Below are 19405 nucleotides of genomic sequence, written 5' to 3' on the forward strand. Positions count from 1 at the left end.
ACCGATGAATGTACTGAAGGTGTTGGCCATCGCATCAGTCCTGAGCCCTGCGCTGCAGGTTGCGCATGCGGCGGAATCAGGCAGTTGCGATGCGAAGCTCGCTCAGCTCGACGCCATCGAGCGCAGCGAGGGCGCAGCATTGCAGGGCGGCGTGGCAACGGATATCCGGCGCTTGGTCGAGCAGGCCAAGGCAGCCAAGGCCAAGGGCGATGGCAAAGCGTGCCTGAGCGCGGCCAGCAGGGCGCTCAGCCTTTACAAGACGGCATCGAAATAGCGGGGAAGTCAGTACGCGGGTCGTTCGCTGTCAGAACAGGCCGAGCGCCTGTTCTGCTAGCCCGTCTATTACAGACCTTTAGCGGGCTTTTACCTTGCTCTTGAGCGGCGCCGGTGCGACCAGGGACGGGGAGATCAGCACGATGAGCGCATCCAGCAGCGCTTGGCCGCGCTCTGCGCTGAAACGCTCCGGTTCGATGGGCAGCATCATCAGCCAGCCATCGCAGATCGTGCTGATCTGGTCGGCCAGTATCTCGCCAGCAATATCGTTGCGAATCTTGCCCTGGGCCTGGCCCTTTTCGATCACCAGGGTGAATACCTGGCGGAATCGCGCGTAACGCTGCCTGATGATGTCGGCGAACACCGGCTCATGCCGCGCGTGGGCAAGCAATTGCAACCAGGACAGCCAGATGGTCGACTCGTCGGAACTGACCCACTGAAGCCATTGGCGCAGCAGGGCGGCGATGTCGATCTGTGCCTGGTTGGACTCCAGCAGCATGTCGACCTGGTCGAACAGGTTCTGCGCGACCTCGCCGATCATGTCTTCCTTGTTGGCGAAGTAATAGGTCACGGCGCCCGTTGTACAGCCCGCCTGTTTGGCCACCTTGCGCATGGAGGCACCAGCATAGCCATCCTGAGCGATCACCGTGATTGCCGCTGCCAGCAGTTCTGCCCGTTTAGCATCACGGTCGCCAACAGGTCTGCCCCGGCGGGCAACGGGCTCTGGCGCGATTTCGCAGTCGCTTGGAATGGCAGCTTTGGAACGGGCTTTGGTATCAGGCATGGGCGCTCAAGAAATGACGAAGTCGGTTGAAAGAACCAGTTCTCTAGAATCGATGCAGGCGAAAAGAGCCTCAGCATAGAGAAGTTGCGCGAAGAAAACATCCAGGCCAGGCAGGGTGCGGAGCGTTCGCACCCGCCTTGCGAGCTTTGAGGTCAATCGTCGGGGCGCAATATCACGGGGTCAGGCAGTGCCGCAACCGGCAACCGCCACAGCACGAATTTCGACGCGCAGCGGCTCCAGCGCCAGTTGGGTGATGCCTACTGCCGTCCATGAGGGGTAGCGCGTCGGAAAGTATTCGTCCTTGATTCGCGAAAAGTCCGCCATGTCGGCTTGCAGGTGAGTGTGGAACGTCGTCAGTTCGACCACATCCGCCAGGCTGGCGCCGGCTGCTTCCAGCACCTGCCTGAGCGACTGGAACGCCAGGTGTGACTGTTCGACGATACCGTCTCCAGGCTTCATCTGAGGGTCGATCCCCACTTGCCCCGAAACCCAGATCAAGTCACCCACGCGGGTGGCCTGGGAGAAGTGGAAGTTGTCGTAGAACGCCTGGGTTTCGGGCGGATTGATGGACTGGCGCTTGAGGCTGTTGGCAATCATTAGCGTGCTCCAGTCAAACGACTTGGCGGAAGGTCGGGTGGCGGAAGGGGGCTCCGGCCGTGAGTTGCTCGAGTTCCTTGGTGAACAGCACACCCTGCTGCGGATAGCCGGCATCGCTGTGTGCCGGCAGCGGGCTGAAGGTGGCGTCGTCACCAAAGAAGCGGAACACGAAGGTCCGCCGGCGAGGGAAGTCGGCATCGACCGCCGCGCCACCGTGCAGGGAGCCGGGGTGCAGGAGCACCACGTCGCCAGGCTCGGTGGCCCAGGAAAGGATGTCGTAGGCCTGTGGGTTCGACTGACGCTCGGCTTCGATGTCCGGCAAGCGGGGCAGGGCACCGTTGCCGTGCAGTGGCTGGGTCGGGTCATCGGGGTTGGTAAAGGTGGTGCCATCGTAGCGCGGCCCGCGGTGTGAACCGCGGATGATCTCCAGCGCGTTGCGCTTGGGCACGGCATCGAAACTGACCCAGGCATTGCCCCAGTGGTTGCCTGCCCAGGGCAGGTAGGAGGTGTCCTGGTGCCAGAGCGTTCTGCAGCCCTGGCCGCCGGCTTTGAGAAACACCTCCTCGGCGAAGTACCAGACGTTTTTCGAACCCCACACCCTGGCGAACAGCTCGCCGAATGGCAGGCTGGCCACCAGTGCTTCCAGGCGGCGTTTGGCCAGTGGATTGGCATTGTCGACGTGGGATTGCTGGGTGGTTCCGGCAAACATCCGGGTGGCATGGGGGCCATGGTTGAGCACTGACCAGTCGTAAGCCTCCTGGCAGCGGGCCAGCTGCTCCTGGTTCAACAGGCCCTTGACCAGCACTGCACCCTGTTCATGAAACGCCTTGCTTAGCGAGTCTTGCATGGATGTTCTCCCGGTATGTGTTGCACAAGTAGCCAGGAGCCTAGCAAGCAGTCTGTATTGGCGCAACGATCGTTATTAAAATTGATTTCAGCAGCCAGGGCACTCGAGAACTTGGCGTTTCGCGCCAGGAAACAGCCAAGTCATGGATGCTCGGGCGCGGCAAAGGCTACCTGGACATCCACTCGATCACCGCCAGGTAGTCTTCAGGTGTGCAGTCCATGCACAAACCACGGGCCGGCATGGCATTGAAGCCTTCGGTCACATGCTTGACCAACGTCTCCTTGCCTTGCGCCAAGCGGGGCCTCCAGGCCTCGGTATCGCCTTTGCTCGGGGCCATCGGCAGTTGCCCGTTATGGCACATCTGGCAAGTACGGTTGAACACTGTCGCAGGATCCTGTGCCGCGTGAGCCTGGCTCGCGAAGGCCAGGCAGATCGCCATTGTCAGCATGCTTCTCATCACTATCCTCATCAGGTGTTGTTTTTAGATAACTGATGTTATTTTAACTTTGGCCATGGCTGTCTGCGTCAAAACGCCGCAGCCATGACGCGAATAGATGAGTGGTGTCACGCAGAGGGGCAGATGCCTGTTTTCTGGTGTGATCTATGAAGCTTTTGCGCCTGTCAGGCCAGCAGACTCAAAACCAACCCATAACAAGAACGTTGCCCGCGGGCGTCGCCCGTGTGATGGAGGTTTTCGATGCGTCGATCCCAGTCGGCTTATCCGCTCGCAAGCGCTGCAGCGGGTGCAGCTTGAAGGCTCTGGTTGGTTTCATCCGTGACCTGAGCGTTCGGAAAAAAATGCTCGCAGGCTTTGGCCTGACCCTCTCGATCACCTTCAGCGTTGTCTGGGCAAGCCTCTCGGCGCTCGATACGACGCTGCAGCGGTTCCAGGACCTGCTTGAGGTCAACGCCATCAACCTGGGGCTCAAGGAGGCGCAGCTGTTCGAGAAGGAGTTCATCATGAAGGGCGATGGCAAGTACCTTGACCAGGCCTTGGCCCTGGTCGATGAGGTGCAGGCCAGGGCTGCACGCTGCGAAGGGCGCCTGCAGCTTGCGCAAAACAAGGCACTCATGCGCAAGGTCCAGAGCGAAGTTGCCAGCTACCGTGACAAGCTGGTCGGGCTGGGGCGCGCCATCATGGCCAGCGCCACTGCCCAGGGCGCCATGGATGAGTCGTCGCGCAAGGCATTCGAGGAGTTCGACCGACTGGATGAGCTGCTCAATAGCGCAGCAGCCAATCGGGTCGCAATGTCCGGTGATCCCATGGTCATGCGCCTGTTCGAGGACTCCGGCCAGGCGAATGAAATGGCAATGGAGCTGCATGAGGCAAGGCGTTCCAGTACTCACTACCTCACGCAGCGATCGCCTGCCGATGCCGAGCAGGTCCAGGAATTCTTCTCGATGCTCAAATTCAAAGGGGCGCAGTTGTCTGCGGGGCTCGAAGATCCCCAGGCGCGTGCCAGCGTCGAGCACGCCCTTGGCCAGTTGGCCGACTACAGCCTGCAATTCAAGGCGCTGCGCGAAAGCCTGGACGCGCGCGACTCGACCCAGCAGGCGATGGTCGAACGAGCCCAGCAAGTGGTGGCATCATCCGAGGCGTCGTCGGCGTTGGAGTTGCAGTCGCTGCAAAAAGAAGCGGGCGAAGCCAGGGCGCTGATCATTGGCGCAGCCATTGTCGCCTTGCTGGTCGGCCTGGCCGGTGCGCTGACGGTGACTCAGTCAATCGTGGGCCCGCTGCAACGGTTGGTCGGAGTAGCCCGCAAGGTGGCGGCAGGCGACCTGACCGAAGACCTTCACGGCGAGCGCGGCGATGAACTGGGGCTGCTGATGCACGCTGTGCAGGACATGACCCTGAGCCTGCGCCAGTTGATTGGCCGGCTGGGAGGCGGGATCGTGCAGATTGCCAGCGCCGCCCAGGGGCTTTCCGGCGTCACCCGCACCACCAGCCAGGGCGCGAAATCCCAGTGCCTGGAGATCGAACAGGCCGTGCTGGCAATGTCCGAGATGGTGATCAGTGTGCAGCATGTGGCGCGCAACGCTGACGGCGCCGCCGGATCGGCGCGCCATGCCGACGAGCAGGCGCGGGCAGGTGGCCTGACAGTGCAGCAGGCGATTGCGCACACCGAGCATCTGGCGCTGGCGGTTGAACAGTCTGCCGAGTCGATTGGCCGGCTCAAGGATGAAAGCGCCAACATCGGTACGGTGCTCGACGTCATCAAGGGGATTGCCGAGCAGACCAATCTGCTGGCGCTCAATGCAGCCATCGAAGCGGCCAGGGCCGGCGAGGGGGGCCGCGGATTTGCCGTGGTTGCCGAAGAGGTGCGTGCACTGGCCCGGCGCACCCAACAGTCCACCGAGCAGATCCAACAGTTGATTCGCACCCTGCAGGAGGGCGCGCAGCATGCGGTCGCGCAAATGGAAGAAAGTCGCGTCATGGCCGGCGACACCGTCCAAGCCGCCCGCCAGGCCGGTCTTTCATTCGCGGCAATCGACCAATCGATATCGCATATCCAGCAGCTCAATCATCAGATCGCCATCACGGCGGAACAGCAAAGCACGGTGGCGCAGCAGGTAAACCGAAGTGTTGCCAGCATCCGCGATGTCGCTGAGCAGTCCGCAGCCGCCAGCGAGGAGGTTTCAGCGGCCAGCGCTGACCTTGCCCAGCTGGGAGGTGAGATGAAACTGTTGGTGGGCCGCTTCGACCTGACCGATAAAGAACGTGTGATCCAGGCGAGCAACCCTCGGCATGTTCAGTGACGCCTGCCGGTGCGAAGCGCTGATGACTGCTGGGCTGTTTTCAGCCCAGCCCAGGCTGATGCATGCAGGCATTCAGGTCTTCGAGAAACGCCTGCAGGATCGGCGGTGGCGATACCCCGCGGCGGGTGATGACGTCGAACGGTGAAGTCAGGTCCAGGCTGCTGGCGCCCAGGCGGCGCATGTCGCCGGTCTTCACCCACTGCTCGGCGAAGTGCACCGGCAAGAAGCCGATGTAGGCGCCGGAAATGATCAGGATCGCCGCCGCCTCGATGTTCTCCACGGTGGCGGCGGCCTTGCTCACGCCCAGCTGCTCCAGGTCGTACTGCTGCATGTAACCGCGCACGACGATATGGCAGCCGCGCACCTCTTCCAGCAGGCGGCCATTGCTTGCCTTGCTCGCATACAGCGGGTGGCGCCGGCCACAGTACAGGCCCAGGGCTTCGTCATACAGCGGCAGGTAGGACAGCCCCGGCACCCGCAGGGGGAAATGACCGATGGCCAGGTGCAGACGGCTGTCCAGCACCCGCTCTTCCAGCTCCGCCGGGGCGCCGATGTAGATGTGCAGGTGGGCATCGTGCCCGCGCGAGACGAAGCGCTGGGTGGTGCGCGGCAGCGGCGAGGCGGCGTCGGTCAGGGTCGAGTCGATGATGCCCAGGTTGAGCTTGCCGCTGATGTGCTGCTTGAGCACGTCGGCGTCCAGGCAGAAGCTCTCCACGGCTCTGAGCAGACGCAGGGTGGCCTCATGGATGGCCACCCCTTGCTCGGTCAGGCGAAAGCCGCTGCGCCCGCGCTGGCAGAGCTTGACCCCCAGGCGGGTTTCCAGGTGGGTCATCTGTTCGCTGATGGTCGACTGGCCGGCGTTCAGCGCGGCCTGGGCGGCGGAAAAACCGCCGCACCTGACGATGGTGGTGAATACCCTGAGAAGCTTCAGATCGACATCGTGGAGCTGGATCACCCTGGCCTCCTGGGCGGTTGCTCACATCGCCAAGGCTGATATGAGTGTCCGCGCACTGTTTTTTCCGAAGCTAACCATGCGCGGCGGATCGCCGCAATGCCTGGGGCGTCTGGCGTCCATCTGCCGGCAGATACTTCGGCTGTGGCGATGTATGCATCTGCACTTGCGCATTTTTCCAGGTTCAACCCGGCGCCATAGTGGCTGCAACGGCGCTGCCCCGGCACGCCGTCTCCTGACCAGAACAATAAGTGGAGAAACCCGCACATGGCTAAGCACGGTTATGAATCCGGCCGCCTGAACCTGCCCTTCGTGGGCCATTGCACCTTCGCCAAGGCGCCCATCTGCACCGACTGGGCGGCCATCGATGCCGATGTGGCCATCCTTGGCGCACCCAACGACATGGGCACCCAATGGCGCTCCGGCGCACGCTTCGGGCCGCGCGGCATCCGTGAGGCATCGACGCTGTTCTCGTTCGGCCATTCCGGCGCCTACGACTTCGAAGACGACGCCACCTACCTCACCGAAGACCAGCTGCGCATGGTCGATGTCGGCGATGCCGATATCGTCCACACCGACATGGCCAGCAGCAACGCCAACATCGAGTCGGCCGTGCGCCAGATCCTCGCGGCCGGTGCCATGCCCGTGGTGCTGGGCGGCGACCACTCGATCCACGCGCCGGTGATCAAGGCCTTCGAAGGCCGCGGGCCTATCCACATCGTGCACTTCGACGCCCACCTGGACTTCGTCGACGAACGCCACGGCGTGCGCTACGGCCACGGCAGCCCGCTGCGCCGCGCCTCGGAGCTGGACCACATCGTCGGCATGACCCAGCTGGGCATCCGCAACGTGTCGTCCTCCAACCGCGACGACTACGACGCCGCCCGCGAGGCCGGCTCGCAGATCCTCTCGGTGCGCGATGTGCGTCGCCTGGGCTGCGAAGGCGTGCTGGCGAAGATCCCCGAAGGCCGCGACTACTACATCACCATCGACATCGACGGTTTCGACCCGTCCATCGCCCCGGGCACCGGCACCCCCAGCCATGGCGGCTTCCAGTACTACGAAGTGCTGGAAATCATCCAGGCCCTGGCCCGGCGCAGCCAGGGGCGCATCGTCGGCATGGACCTGGTGGAAGTGGCCCCGGCGTACGATCCGGCCGGCGTCACCTCGATCCTCGCCGCGCAATTGCTGATGAACAGCCTCGGCTTCATCTTCCACGCCCGCGCCAAGGCGCGCTGACCCGGAGCTTCGACAGTGGACAACAAGGTCAAAACCTACCTGCAGGCCTATGGCGTTTCCGAGGCCACCCAGCGTTTCCTGAGCAAGGCCCAGCGCATGTTCATCGGCGGTGAGTGGCGCGAAGCCAGCGACGGCGCCAGCGCCGACGTCATCGAGCCGTCCACCGAGGGCGTGCTCGCACGCATCCCCATGGGCACGGCCGATGACCTCGACCGTGCGGTGCAGGCCGCCCGCGCGCAGTTCGATGGCGGCCCCTGGAGCCAGCTCAAGCCGCTGGAACGCGAGCGCTTGATCCACCGCCTGGCCGACCTGATCGAAACCCATGGCGACGAGCTGGCGCAGATCGAGTCGATCGACATGGGCAAGTCGGTGGCCCAGGCCCGCGCCGTGGACATCCAGGGCACGATCGACACCCTGCGCTATTTCGCCGGCTGGGCCAGCAAGCTGCACGGCCGCACCGTCGAGCCATCGCTGCCCGGCAACTACCTGGCCTACACCCGCAAGGAGGCGGTCGGCGTGGTGGGCGCCATCGTGCCGTGGAACTTCCCGTTGCAGACCATGGCCTGGAAGCTCGGCGCGGCCCTGGCCACCGGTTGCACGGTGGTGGTCAAGCCGGCCGAGCTGACCTCGCTGTCGGCCCTGCGTTTCGCCGAACTGGTGCAGCAGTCGGGCATCCCTGATGGGGTGATCAACATCGTCACCGGGCGCGGCAGCGTGGTCGGCGAGGCGATGTCACGCCACCCGGGCATCGACAAGCTGAGCTTCACCGGCTCCACGCCAGTGGGCTGCTCGGTGGGCAAGGCGGCGATGGACCAGATGAAGCGCCTGACCCTGGAACTGGGCGGCAAGTCGCCGGTGATCGTGTTCGCCGACGCCGATATCGAGGCCGCCGCCGAAGCGGTGGCCAACGGCGTATTCTTCAACTCAGGGCAGGTGTGCGATGCCGGTACCCGCGCCTATGTCGAACGCAGCGTGTACCCGGCCTTCCTGCAAGCGCTGGCCCGCTACACCGCCACCCTGAAGATCGCCCCCGGCCTGGACCCGGACTGCTTCATCAGCCCCATGGTGTCGCGCCAGCAACAGCAGCGGGTGCTGGATTACATCGCAGTGGGCAAGGCCGAAGGGGCGCAGGTGTACTACGGCGGCGAGCCGGTCGAAGGCCCGGGCTACTACGTGCAGCCGACGATCTTCGCCAACTGCGACAACAGCATGCGCATCGTGCGCGAGGAGATCTTCGGCCCGGTGCTGGTGACGGCGCCGTTCGACACCCAGGAACAGGCCCTGGCGCTGGCCAACGACACCGAGTACGGCCTGGCGGCGGCGCTGTACAGCAACGACCTGGGCAAGGTCCACGGGCTGATCCCGCGCCTGCGCGCCGGCACGGTCTACGTCAATGCCCACAGCACCCTGGACCCGTCCATGCCGTTCGGTGGCTACAAGCAGTCCGGTTACGGCAAGGACATGGGCGCGGAACAACTGGAGTTCTTCCTGGAGACCAAGGCAGTCTGGATCACCTTGCCTTGAGGTAGCAAGGCCGGCCTGCGTCGCCTGGCGTGCGACGCAGGTTCATCAACGCATCGAATTTCAACAATAAGAACAAGTCGAGGTGATGCCCAATGAACAGCCAAGTGGATGTCGAGCGTGCGCAAGACCTGGAACGGCGCCTGCGCGCCTATGAAGAACTGGAGGGCAGGGCGCAGTGGCCGGGCGCATTGACCGCCCGTGACGTGATTGCCCTGGCCCTGCTGACGCTGGTGATGGTCGCCGGCGCCTACCTGCTCGGAGGCCAGCCATGAGCGGGCCTCGGGATCAAGAGTTTCGCCTGGCCGCCGAACGCGGCGACACGCCGTTGCTGCCCAGTGAGCGGGTCTGGGGCTTCTGGGGCTATGCCTACGCCAACTCGGCGCTGGCGGTGGCCACCTGGGTGTTCCTGATCGGCGGCGCCACCGCGCTGTTCGTCGGCCCGCTGCAGGGCATCGCCGCGATCGTCATCGGCAATATCCTCGGCGTGGTGCTGGCCTCCGCGTCCACCTGCCTGCCGTGCGGCAAGTACGGCGTCGAACAGTTCACCTTCCTGCGCAGCATGTTCGGCCTCAACGGCAGCCGCCTGGTGTACTTCCTTTCGGTGGTGGTGCTGACCATGGGCTGGCTGGCGGTGCTCGGGCTGATGTGCGGGCGGGCACTGGATAACCTTGAAACCCTGGTGCAGCACGCCGAGCCCGACGGCGACGGCTGGCTGGTGACCGCCGGGGCGCTGCTGGCGATCCTGCTGGCGGCGCTGGTGGCCATTCGCGGGCCGGACATGATCCGCCTGCTGAGCGCGCTGATCGCGCCCAGCCTGATCCTGATCATGCTGGCGCTGATGTACTTCATCCTGCGCAGCCACAGCCTCGCCGAACTGCTGGCCATGCCGGCCTTGCAGCCGCCGTTCGAGAACCCCCACGTCAACTTCATGGTCGCGGTGGAAATCAACATCGCCGCCGGCTTCTCCTGGTGGCCCTACATCGGCAACCTGTCGCGCCTGTGCAGCAACCAGCGCACGGCCTTCTGGCCGAACCTGGTGGGCATCTTCGGCGCGGCGGTGCTGGGCGAGTCGGTCAGCCTGTTCGCCGCCACCACCCTGGGCAGCAGCGACCCCACCGCCTGGATGCGGGTGGCCGGGGGCATGGCCTTCGGTGTGATCGCCCTGGGCTTTTTGGCCCTGGCCAACCTCACCGGCATGGTCAACATCCTCTACACCGCGGTGATCGGCTTGCGCCAGCTGGCCGGGGAGCGCCTGCGCAGCCTAGGCTGGGCGGTGTTGATCGGGCTGTTCTGCATCATCCCGGTGGCCATCGTGGTGCTGCTGCCGGGGATCTACGACGGCTTCTTCATCTTTCTGGTGTGGACCTCGGCACTCAACAGCGCCCTGGCCGGCATCGGCATTGCCGATTACTTCTTCCTGCGCCGCCAGCGGGTCAACCTGCGCCACCTTTACGCCGAACAAAGCGCCTCGCCGCTGCGTTTCTGCCGGGGCTTCAACCCCATCGCGCTGCTGGCGCTGGCGGCGGGCTTCGCCATCTACGTGGTGGTGTTCAACCCGCAGACCTTGGCCCACACCAGCTTCTTCACCTTCGCCACCGCCTCGCTGCCGTCCTGCCTGCTGGCCGGGCTCGTGCACTACGGCCTGACCCGCTTGCTGGCGGCGCACCTGGGCTGGGGCGGCTACCCCAAGGGCAATCAACATCACGATCGGGCCGCCGGCCTTCGCGTACAGGACTGAACCATGAACAAGCGATACGACTACATCATCATCGGTGCGGGCTCTGCCGGCTGCGTTTTGGCCAACCGCCTGACCGAGGACGCCGGCACTTCGGTGCTGGTCCTGGAGTTCGGCGGCAGCGACCGCAGCGTGCTGATCCAGATGCCCAGCGCGTTCTCCTTGCCGATGAACACCAAAAAATACAACTGGCGCTACGAAACCGTGGCCGAGCCGCACCTGGACGGCCGGCGCCTGCACTGCCCACGGGGCAAGGTGCTGGGTGGTTCGTCGTCGATCAACGGCCTGGTCTACATCCGTGGCCACGCCTGCGACTTCGACGAATGGGAAAGCCTGGGCGCCAAGCACTGGAGCTACCGCCACTGCCTGCCGTACTTCAAGCGTGCCGAAAACTTCAAGTTCGGCGGCGACGACTACCGCGGCGGCGCAGGGCCCTTGGCCACCAACAATGGCAACAACATGCAGAACCCGCTGTACGGCGCCTGGGTCGAGGCCGGTGCCGAGGCTGGCTATATCAAGACCGACGACTGCAACGGCTACATGCAGGAAGGCTTCGGCGCCATGCACATGACGGTCAAGGACGGCGTGCGCTGGTCCACCGCCAACGCCTACCTGCGCCCGGCCATGAACCGGCCCAACCTGACCGTGGTCACCCACGCCATGACCCGGCGCATCCTGCTCGACGGCAAGCGCGCGGTAGGGGTGGAGTACGACGAAGGCGGGCAGACTCACAAGGTGCTGTGCAACCGCGAGGTGCTGGTTGCGTCCGGCCCGATCGGCTCGCCGCACCTGTTGCAGCGCTCCGGCATCGGCCCCGAGGCGGTGCTGAAGAAGGCCGGCATCGAGGTGCGCCATCACCTGCCGGGCGTGGGCGAGAACCTGCAGGACCATTCGGAAATCTACATCCAGTACGCCTGCAAGCAGCCGATCACCCTCAACGGCAAGATGAGCCTGCTGGGCAAGGCGATGATCGGCCTGCGCTGGCTGCTGTTCAAGGATGGCCTGGGCGCCAGCAACCACTTCGAGGCCGGCGGTTTCATCCGTTCTTCCAAGGGGCTGCGCTGGCCGGACATCCAGTTCCACTTCCTGCCGGCGGCCATGCGCTACGACGGTGACAAACCGTTCAAGGGCCACGGTTTCATGGTGCTCACCGGGCCCAACAAGCCCAAGAGCCGCGGCCATGTGCGGGCGCTGTCGGCCGACCCGTACCAGCACCCGGAAATCCGCTTCAACTACCTGGAGAGCGAAGAGGACCGCGAGGGCTTCCGCCGCTGCGTGCGCCTGACCCGCGAGATCCTCGCCCAGCCGGCCATGGACCGCTTCCGCGGCGAGGAGCTGGCGCCCGGGCCCCAGGTGCAGACCGACGAACAGATCGACGCCTTCGTGCGCGCCAACATGGAAAGCACCATGCACCCCTGCGGCTCGTGCCGCATGGGTGAGGACGACATGGCGGTGGTCGATTCCACGCTGCGGGTGCGTGGGTTGCAGGGGCTGCGGGTGATCGACTCGTCGGTGTTCCCGACCGAGCCCAACGGCAACCTCAACGCCCCGACCATCATGCTCGCCGAGCGTGCGGCGGACCTGGTGCGCGGGCGCGAGCCGCTGGCGCCGAGCGATGTGCCGGTGGGGTTGGTGGGGGATTGGCAGGAGGAACAGCGCAGCCGCGCGCCGGTGCGCAGCCTGTAAAGGCACACGCGTACCTGTATGTGTGTAGGAGCGGCCTTGTGCCGCGAAAGGGCTGCGCAGCAGCCCCAGCGATGTTCGCGGTGACGCCTGAATCTAGGGGCCGCTTTGCGGCCCTATCGCGACACAAGGCCGCTCCTACAACAGGACCGCGTTACAGCGGACCGAATGCGCTCCAATGTAGCGATATCGCTACAGGGCGGGTGAGGGCAGGGTTTACCACGCCTTCACGGAAGTTGAAGGGTGCATCTACAGGTTTTATTGGAGTGAGTTCATTACGCAACACTCGTGCGAAACCTATAACAAACCCCGATTCCAGCGGCCTCTGGCCCTTGGCACATACCTTGCTCTTTCCCTTGCGTTCGGCCGGGCTTCCAGACCAATAGCCCGGCTCGGAAAGTTGAACTTGTGACGTTATAAAAACAATTAAACTAGCAAGGTAAAAATAATGAACAACTTGCCACATGGCCAACGCCTGCCTGAGGCTGACGGCCACGAACTGCAGCGCAACCTGTCCAACCGCCACATCCAGTTGATCGCCATCGGTGGTGCCATCGGCACCGGCCTGTTCATGGGCTCGGGCAAGACCATCAGCCTGGCCGGCCCGTCGATCATCTTCGTCTACATGATCATCGGCTTCATGCTGTTCTTTGTCATGCGGGCGATGGGCGAACTATTGCTGTCCAACTTGAAGTACAAATCCTTCATCGATTTCTCCGCCGACCTGCTGGGGCCGTGGGCCGGGTTCTTTACCGGCTGGACCTACTGGTTCTGCTGGATCGTCACCGGCATTGCCGATGTGATCGCGATTGCCGCCTATGCACAGTTCTGGTTCCCGGACATTCCCCTGTGGCTGCCGGCACTGGCCTGCGTCGGCGTGCTGCTGTCGCTCAACCTGATGACCGTGAAACTGTTCGGCGAGATGGAATTCTGGTTTGCCATGATCAAGATCGTGGCCATCTGTGCCCTGGTCTGCACCGGCCTGTACATGGTGGCGGCGGCCTACCAGTCGCCGGCCGGCAACGTCGCTTCGCTGGCCAACCTGTGGAATGACGACGGCATGTTCCCCCATGGCGCCATGGGTTTCTTCGCCGGTTTCCAGATTGCCGTGTTCGCCTTCGTCGGCATCGAGCTGGTGGGCACCACCGCCGCCGAAACCAAGAACCCGGAACGCAACCTGCCACGGGCGATCAACTCGATCCCGCTGCGCATCATCATCTTCTACGTGTTCGCGCTGGTCGCCATCATGGCCGTGACCCCCTGGCGCGAAGTGGTGGCCAACAAGAGCCCCTTCGTCGAGCTGTTCGTGCTGGCCGGGCTGCCGGCGGCGGCGGGGATCATCAACTTCGTGGTGCTGACCTCGGCGGCGTCCTCGGCCAACAGTGGCGTGTTCTCCACCAGCCGCATGCTCTACGGCCTGGCGCTGGACGGTGATGCGCCCGGCAGGTTCGGCGCGCTGTCCAGCCGCGCGGTGCCGTCCAATGGCCTGATCTTTTCCTGTCTCTGCCTGACGGCCGGGGCGCTGGTGATCTACCTGGTGCCGAACATGCTCGATGCCTTCACCTTGATCACCACGGTGTCGGCACTGCTGTTCATGTTCGTCTGGTCGATGATCCTGCTGTCGTACCTGGCCTACCGCAAGCAGCGGGCGCACCTGCACCAGGCCTCGAAGTACAAGATGCCCGGCGGCACGCTGATGTGCTGGGTGTGCCTTGCGTTCTTCGTGTTCATCCTCGGCCTGCTGGCCCTGGAGGCCGACACGCGCCTGGCGTTGTACGCCGTGCCGGTGTGGTTCGCGGTGCTGGGCCTGGCCTATCGCTCCCTGCGCCAGAAACGCCAGGAGAACGGGCAGCTGTCCCTCGATACCGATTGATCGCCAGGTTCAGGTTTTACCCAGGGGGGCAGCGCACCGTGCGCCGTCCCCCTGTTGTCGTTTGCCAAGCAGGGAGTCCCGATGAGAATCCACGTCACTTTCGTCGACCGCGTCGGCATCACCCAGGAGATCCTGGCGCTGCTGGGGGCGCGCAACCTCAACCTGGATGCGGTGGAGATGGTCCCGCCCAATGTCTACATCGATGCGCCGGCGCTATCGCAGGCGGTGCTGGACGAACTCCACGCGGCGTTGCTGGGCCTGGACGCCGTGCAGGCGGTCGAGCTGGTCGACTTCCTCCCCGGCCACCGCCGGCGCCTGCAACTGGAAGCCCTGCTGGCGGCGATGAGCGACCCGGTGCTGGCCGTGGACCCAAGCGGCCATGTGCTGTTGGCCAACCCGACCCTGGTCAGCCTGATCGGCCGCGAGCCGGCCGGTGAGCCGTTGTCGCGGCTGTTCGCCGAGCCCGACCTGGGCCAGACCCTGATCGCCAAGGGCTTTCGCCTGCCCATGTGCGAGGTGGAGTTCCAGGGCCAGGCGCTGCTGCTCGAAGCCACGCCCATCAGCGGCGGGGCCGACGGCCTGGTGGGCGGCCTGCTGACGCTGTACCCGCCCAGCCGCATCGGCGAGCGCCTGGCGTCGTTGCTGCATGATTCCACCGACGGGCTGCAAGCCTTGCTGGGGGAGTCGGCGCCGCTCAAGGAACTCAAGGTGCGCCTGCACAAAGTGGCCGGCCTGGAAGCACCGCTGCTGATCCAGGGCGAGACCGGCACCGGCAAGGAGCTGGTGGCCCGCGCCTGTCATGCCCTCAGCGCCCGGCGCGATGCATCGTTCCTGGCACTCAACTGCGCGGCACTGCCCGAGAGCCTGGCCGAGAGCGAGCTGTTCGGCTACGCCGCCGGCGCCTTCACCGGTGCCCAGCGTGGCGGCAAGCCGGGCCTGCTGGAACTGGGCGATGGCGGCACGGTGTTCCTCGATGAAGTGGGCGAGATGTCGCCCTACCTGCAGGCCAAGCTGTTGCGCTTTCTCAACGACGGCAGTTTTCGCCGGGTCGGCGGCGGTGGCGAGGTGCGGGTCAATGTGCGGGTGGTCTGCGCCACCCACCGCCACCTGGAAAACATGGTGGTCGAAGGCAGTTTTCGCGAGGACCTGTACTACCGCCTGAATGTGCTCAACCTGAAAGTGCCGCCGCTGCGCGAGCGCGGCAAGGACATCCTGCTGCTGGCCGAGCACTTCCTGCGCCAGGCCTGCGCGCAGATCCAGCGCCCACCGTGCCGGCTGGCCCTGGCCACCCATCCGCTGCTGCTGGGCAACCGCTGGGCGGGCAACGTGCGCCAGTTGCAGAACGTGCTGTTTCGCGCGGCGGCCATCAGCGAAGGCGATGTGATCGACTGCGACGACCTGGAGCTGGCCGGCACTGCCCTGAACAGCCAGCAGCCTGACGCCCAGGAGGTGGTCAGCCTGGAGGCGGCGGTGCAGGGCTTCGAAAAGGACCTGCTGGAGAAGCTGTACGCCAGCTACCCCTCCACCCGGCAATTGGCCCTGCGCCTGCAAACCTCGCACACGGCCATCGGCCAGCGCCTGCGCAAGTACGGTATCGCCAGCCGAGCCCTGTAAGGGCCTGGAGTCACTTCGCTCCACTGGAGTGTTTGTGCTCCAGCGGGGCCGGAACCCCGGCTGGATTGGCCCGCCAGCCCGGCGCTGGCAGGCGGGCACTGCAGGCGGAGCGATTTCGCTCCGAAGTGCAGGCCGACGGATATCCATGAGGTGCTCATAACTAGCTGAAATATAACGTTTTTATTGAGTTGGCATTGCCCTTGCTCTGTTACCGCTAGTCCTGTCCCGGGACCCACCCGATAACAAGAAAGGAACCTCCATGAGCACTCTGCGTTTTACCCCTGAACACGAATGGCTGCGTCTGGAAGCGAGCGGCGAGCTGACCGTAGGCATCACCAGCTACGCCCAGCAGGCCCTGGGTGATGTGGTGTTCGTGCAACTGCCCGAGCCCGGCGCGTACGACGAGGGCAGCGAAGTCGCGGTGCTGGAGTCGGTGAAGGCCGCCAGCAATATCGGCATGCCGCTCAACGGCACGGTGGTGGCGGTCAATCAGGCCCTGGCCGACGACCCCGAGCTGGTCAACGCCTCGCCCATGCAGGACGGCTGGTTCTTCCGCATCCAGGCCAACGACCTGGCCGATCTCGACAGCCTGATGGACCAGGACGGCTACGACCGCTTCCTGGCCGACAACGCCTGAGCCAGGGTGCCGACATGATCAACGCCATCCCCCTGGGCACCGACAACGAGTTCATCCCCCGGCATATCGGCCCGCGCCAGGCCGATATCGACGCCATGCTGGCGCTCACCGGCCATGACTCGCTGGACGCCCTGATCGACAGCGTCATCCCTGCCAGCATCAAGGGCAGCAGCGTGCTCGAACTGAGCAACGGGCAGGGCGAGGCCGAAGCCTTGGCCGCGCTCAAGGCCATCGCCGGCAACAACCAGTTGTTCCGCAACCATATCGGCCAGGGCTACTACCCCTGCCACACGCCGACGGTGATCCTGCGCAACCTGCTGGAAAACCCGGCCTGGTACACCGCGTACACGCCGTACCAGCCGGAGATTTCCCAGGGCCGCCTGGAAGCGCTGCTGAACTTCCAGACCCTTATCAGCGACCTCACCGGCATGCAAATCGCCAACGCCTCGTTGCTCGATGAAGCCACCGCCGCCGCCGAAGCGATGACCTTCTGCAAGCGCCTGGCGAAGAACAAGGCCCCGGCCTTCTTCGCCTCGCAGCACTGCCACCCACAGACCCTCGACGTGCTGCGCACCCGTGCCGAGCCGCTGGGTATCGAAGTGGTCATCGGTGACGAAGCGGCGCTGCACGATCAGCCGCTGGAGGGCTACTTCGGCCTGCTGCTGCAGTACCCGGCCAGCACCGGCGCCATCAGCGACCCGCGCAGCCTGGTGCAGCGTGCCCACGCCGCCGGTGCGCTGGTGGCCGTGGCCGCCGACCTGCTGGCGCTGACCCTGCTGACCCCGCCAGGCGAGTTCGGTGCCGACGTGGTGCTGGGCAGCGCCCAGCGCTTCGGCGTGCCGCTGGGCTTCGGCGGCCCGCACGCGGCGTACTTCGCCACCCGCGATCAGTTCAAGCGCGACATGCCCGGCCGGCTGGTCGGCGTCTCCATCGACCGCTTCGGCAAACCGGCCCTGCGCCTGGCCATGCAAACCCGCGAGCAGCACATCCGCCGCGAGAAGGCCACCAGCAACATCTGCACCGCGCAGGTGCTGCTGGCCAATATCGCCAGCATGTACGCGGTCTACCACGGCCCGCAGGGGCTGACCCGAATCGCCCGGCGGGTGCACCGCTTGACTGCGATTCTGGTAAAGGGGCTGCAGCAGCTCGGGCACCAGGTCGAGCAGCAGCACTTCTTCGATACCGTCAGTGTGCTGACCGCGCAGCCCGTGGCCCAGGTGCTGGCCGCCGCCAACGACGCACGCCTGAACCTGCGGCTGATCGATGCTGTACGGGTGGGTGTGTCGCTGGATGAAACTTGCGAGCAGGCTGCCGTCGAGGCCCTGTGGCAGGTGTTCGCCGGGCCAGGCCAGGCGCTTCCGGACTTCACCGCCCTGGCCGCCGACGCGGGCGACAGCCTGCCGGCCGCGCTGCTGCGTGAGTCGGCCTTCCTGCAGCACCCGGTGTTCAACCGCCATCACTCCGAAACCGGGCTGATGCGCTACCTGCGTGCCCTGGCCGACAAGGACCTGGCCCTGGACCGGACCATGATCGCGCTGGGCTCGTGCACCATGAAGCTCAACGCCGCCAGCGAAATGATCCCGATCACCTGGCCCGAATTCGGCGCGCTGCACCCGTTCGCCCCGGCCGAGCAGACCCAGGGTTACCGGCAACTCACCGATGAACTGGAGGCCATGCTCTGCGCGGCTACCGGCTACGACGCCATGTCGCTGCAGCCCAACGCCGGCTCCCAGGGCGAGTACGCAGGCCTTCTGGCCATCCGCGCCTACCACGCCAGCCGTGGCCAGGCGGGGCGCGATGTGTGCCTGATCCCGTCGTCGGCCCATGGCACCAACCCGGCCACGGCGCAGATGGCCGGCCTGCGGGTAGTGGTGGTCGACTGCGATGCACGCGGCAACGTCGATGTCGCCGACCTGCAGCGCAAGGCCGAGCAGCACTCGGCGCAGCTGGCCGCGCTGATGATCACCTACCCCTCGACCCACGGCGTGTTCGAGGACGGCATCAGCCGCATCTGCGCGATCATTCACGAGCACGGCGGCCAGGTGTACCTGGACGGCGCCAACATGAACGCCATGGTCGGCCTGTGCGCGCCGGGCAAGTTCGGTGGCGATGTGTCGCACCTGAACCTGCACAAGACCTTCTGCATCCCCCACGGCGGTGGCGGCCCCGGCGTCGGCCCGATCGGCGTCAAGGCGCACCTGGCGTCGTTCCTGCCCGGCCACGGGCATATGCCGAACAAACATGGCGCGGTCAGCGCGGCGCCCTATGGCAGCGCGAGCATCCTGCCGATCACCTGGATGTACCTGCGCATGATGGGCGGGGCAGGGCTCAAGCGCGCCTCGCAGTTGGCGATCCTCAGCGCCAACTACATCGCCCGGCGCCTGGAAGAGCACTACCCGGTGCTCTACACCGGCGACAACGGCCTGGTCGCCCACGAGTGCATCCTCGACCTGCGCCCGCTCAAGGACAGCAGCGGCATCAGCGTCGAAGACGTGGCCAAGCGCCTGATCGACTTCGGCTTCCACGCCCCGACCATGTCCTTCCCGGTGGCCGGCACCTTGATGGTCGAGCCGACCGAGAGCGAATCCAAAGAGGAGCTGGACCGCTTCTGCGAAGCGATGATCTGCATCCGCGAAGAGATTCGCGCGGTGGAGAACGGCACCCTGGACAAGCTCGACAACCCGCTGAAGAACGCCCCGCACACCGCCTTCGAACTGGTCGGTGAGTGGCGCCACGGCTACAGCCGGGATCTGGCGGTGTACCCGCTGGCAACCCTGCGCGAAAGCAAGTACTGGCCGCCGGTGGGGCGCGTCGACAACGTCTACGGCGACCGCAACCTGGCCTGCGCCTGCCCGCCGCTGTCGAGCTACCAGGACGCCTGATATGGCGG

At 65.1% G+C, this 19405-nt stretch carries 16 protein-coding genes and 1 pseudogene; 12 read left to right on the forward strand and 5 right to left on the reverse strand.

The features are described from left to right. Nucleotides 1-4 precede the first annotated feature (4 nt). Nucleotides 5-274 carry a hypothetical protein gene (locus tag DM373_RS18005; protein WP_110994865.1) on the forward strand — a complete coding sequence of 90 codons (270 nt, stop codon included), beginning with the start codon at nucleotides 5-7 and terminating at the stop codon, nucleotides 272-274. A gap of 78 nt (nucleotides 275-352) precedes the next feature. Here the strand turns inward: DM373_RS18005 and DM373_RS18010 are convergent, their stop codons facing one another. The 4 genes from DM373_RS18010 to DM373_RS18025 form a co-directional block, all read right to left on the reverse strand. Continuing rightward, nucleotides 353-1057, reverse strand: coding sequence for a TetR/AcrR family transcriptional regulator (locus tag DM373_RS18010; protein WP_110994866.1), 705 nt, complete (start codon nucleotides 1055-1057; stop codon nucleotides 353-355). A gap of 180 nt (nucleotides 1058-1237) precedes the next feature. Beyond that, nucleotides 1238-1654: a RidA family protein gene (locus DM373_RS18015; protein ID WP_110994867.1), complete on the reverse strand. Its 417-nt coding sequence runs from the start codon at nucleotides 1652-1654 to the stop codon at nucleotides 1238-1240. 13 nt (nucleotides 1655-1667) lie between these two features. After that, nucleotides 1668-2501, reverse strand: coding sequence for a phytanoyl-CoA dioxygenase family protein (locus tag DM373_RS18020; RefSeq protein ID WP_110994868.1), 834 nt, complete (start codon nucleotides 2499-2501; stop codon nucleotides 1668-1670). Between the two features lie 166 nt (nucleotides 2502-2667). Continuing rightward, the gene (locus DM373_RS18025; protein WP_425272597.1) at nucleotides 2668-2940 is read right to left on the reverse strand and encodes a c-type cytochrome; all 273 of its coding nucleotides are present in this window, start codon (nucleotides 2938-2940) and stop codon (nucleotides 2668-2670) included. Nucleotides 2941-4058: 1118 nt separating this feature from the next. Here DM373_RS18025 and DM373_RS29760 point away from each other — a divergent pair. Then, a pseudogene (locus DM373_RS29760) lies at nucleotides 4059-4355 on the forward strand (HAMP domain-containing protein); the annotation flags it as partial. A gap of 141 nt (nucleotides 4356-4496) precedes the next feature. After that, a complete protein-coding gene (locus DM373_RS29765) occupies nucleotides 4497-5258 on the forward strand; it encodes a methyl-accepting chemotaxis protein (RefSeq protein ID WP_425272598.1) in 762 nt (253 codons plus the stop codon). Nucleotides 5259-5298: 40 nt separating this feature from the next. Here the strand turns inward: DM373_RS29765 and DM373_RS18035 are convergent, their stop codons facing one another. After that, a complete protein-coding gene (locus DM373_RS18035; RefSeq protein ID WP_110994871.1) occupies nucleotides 5299-6213 on the reverse strand; it encodes a LysR family transcriptional regulator in 915 nt (304 codons plus the stop codon). A gap of 264 nt (nucleotides 6214-6477) precedes the next feature. Between DM373_RS18035 and speB the strand changes: the two genes are divergently transcribed. The 9 genes from speB to gcvP all read left to right on the forward strand — a co-directional run bounded on the left by speB (nucleotide 6478) and on the right by gcvP (nucleotide 19397). Next, nucleotides 6478-7449: an agmatinase gene (gene speB / locus DM373_RS18040; RefSeq protein ID WP_110994872.1), complete on the forward strand. Its 972-nt coding sequence runs from the start codon at nucleotides 6478-6480 to the stop codon at nucleotides 7447-7449. Between the two features lie 15 nt (nucleotides 7450-7464). Continuing rightward, the gene (locus DM373_RS18045) at nucleotides 7465-8973 is read left to right on the forward strand and encodes an aldehyde dehydrogenase family protein (protein ID WP_110994873.1); all 1509 of its coding nucleotides are present in this window, start codon (nucleotides 7465-7467) and stop codon (nucleotides 8971-8973) included. Nucleotides 8974-9065: 92 nt separating this feature from the next. Next, nucleotides 9066-9245 (forward strand): hypothetical protein, encoded by a 180-nt coding sequence (locus DM373_RS18050; protein WP_110994874.1) that lies wholly within the window; start codon nucleotides 9066-9068, stop codon nucleotides 9243-9245. Further along, the gene (locus tag DM373_RS18055; protein ID WP_110994875.1) at nucleotides 9242-10711 is read left to right on the forward strand and encodes a purine-cytosine permease family protein; all 1470 of its coding nucleotides are present in this window, start codon (nucleotides 9242-9244) and stop codon (nucleotides 10709-10711) included. The genes DM373_RS18050 and DM373_RS18055 overlap by 4 nt, the downstream gene beginning before the upstream one ends. Before the next feature lie 3 nt (nucleotides 10712-10714). Then, complete coding sequence (gene betA / locus DM373_RS18060) at nucleotides 10715-12394, forward strand: choline dehydrogenase (RefSeq protein WP_110994876.1); 1680 nt, start codon at nucleotides 10715-10717, stop codon at nucleotides 12392-12394. Nucleotides 12395-12839: 445 nt separating this feature from the next. Next, on the forward strand, nucleotides 12840-14264 hold the full coding sequence (gene cycA / locus DM373_RS18070; protein WP_110994878.1) for a D-serine/D-alanine/glycine transporter: 1425 nt from the start codon (nucleotides 12840-12842) through the stop codon (nucleotides 14262-14264). Nucleotides 14265-14345: 81 nt separating this feature from the next. Next, nucleotides 14346-15878, forward strand: coding sequence for a sigma-54-dependent transcriptional regulator (locus tag DM373_RS18075; protein ID WP_110994879.1), 1533 nt, complete (start codon nucleotides 14346-14348; stop codon nucleotides 15876-15878). 259 nt (nucleotides 15879-16137) lie between these two features. Next, nucleotides 16138-16515, forward strand: a complete 378-nt coding sequence (gene gcvH / locus DM373_RS18080) for a glycine cleavage system protein GcvH (RefSeq protein WP_110994880.1) — start codon at nucleotides 16138-16140, stop codon at nucleotides 16513-16515. 14 nt (nucleotides 16516-16529) lie between these two features. Further along, nucleotides 16530-19397, forward strand: a complete 2868-nt coding sequence (gene gcvP / locus DM373_RS18085; RefSeq protein WP_110994881.1) for an aminomethyl-transferring glycine dehydrogenase — start codon at nucleotides 16530-16532, stop codon at nucleotides 19395-19397. Nucleotides 19398-19405 lie beyond the last annotated feature (8 nt).

Origin of the sequence: Pseudomonas sichuanensis, from assembly GCF_003231305.1 — a bacterium.
Lineage (GTDB): Bacteria > Pseudomonadota > Gammaproteobacteria > Pseudomonadales > Pseudomonadaceae > Aquipseudomonas > Aquipseudomonas sichuanensis.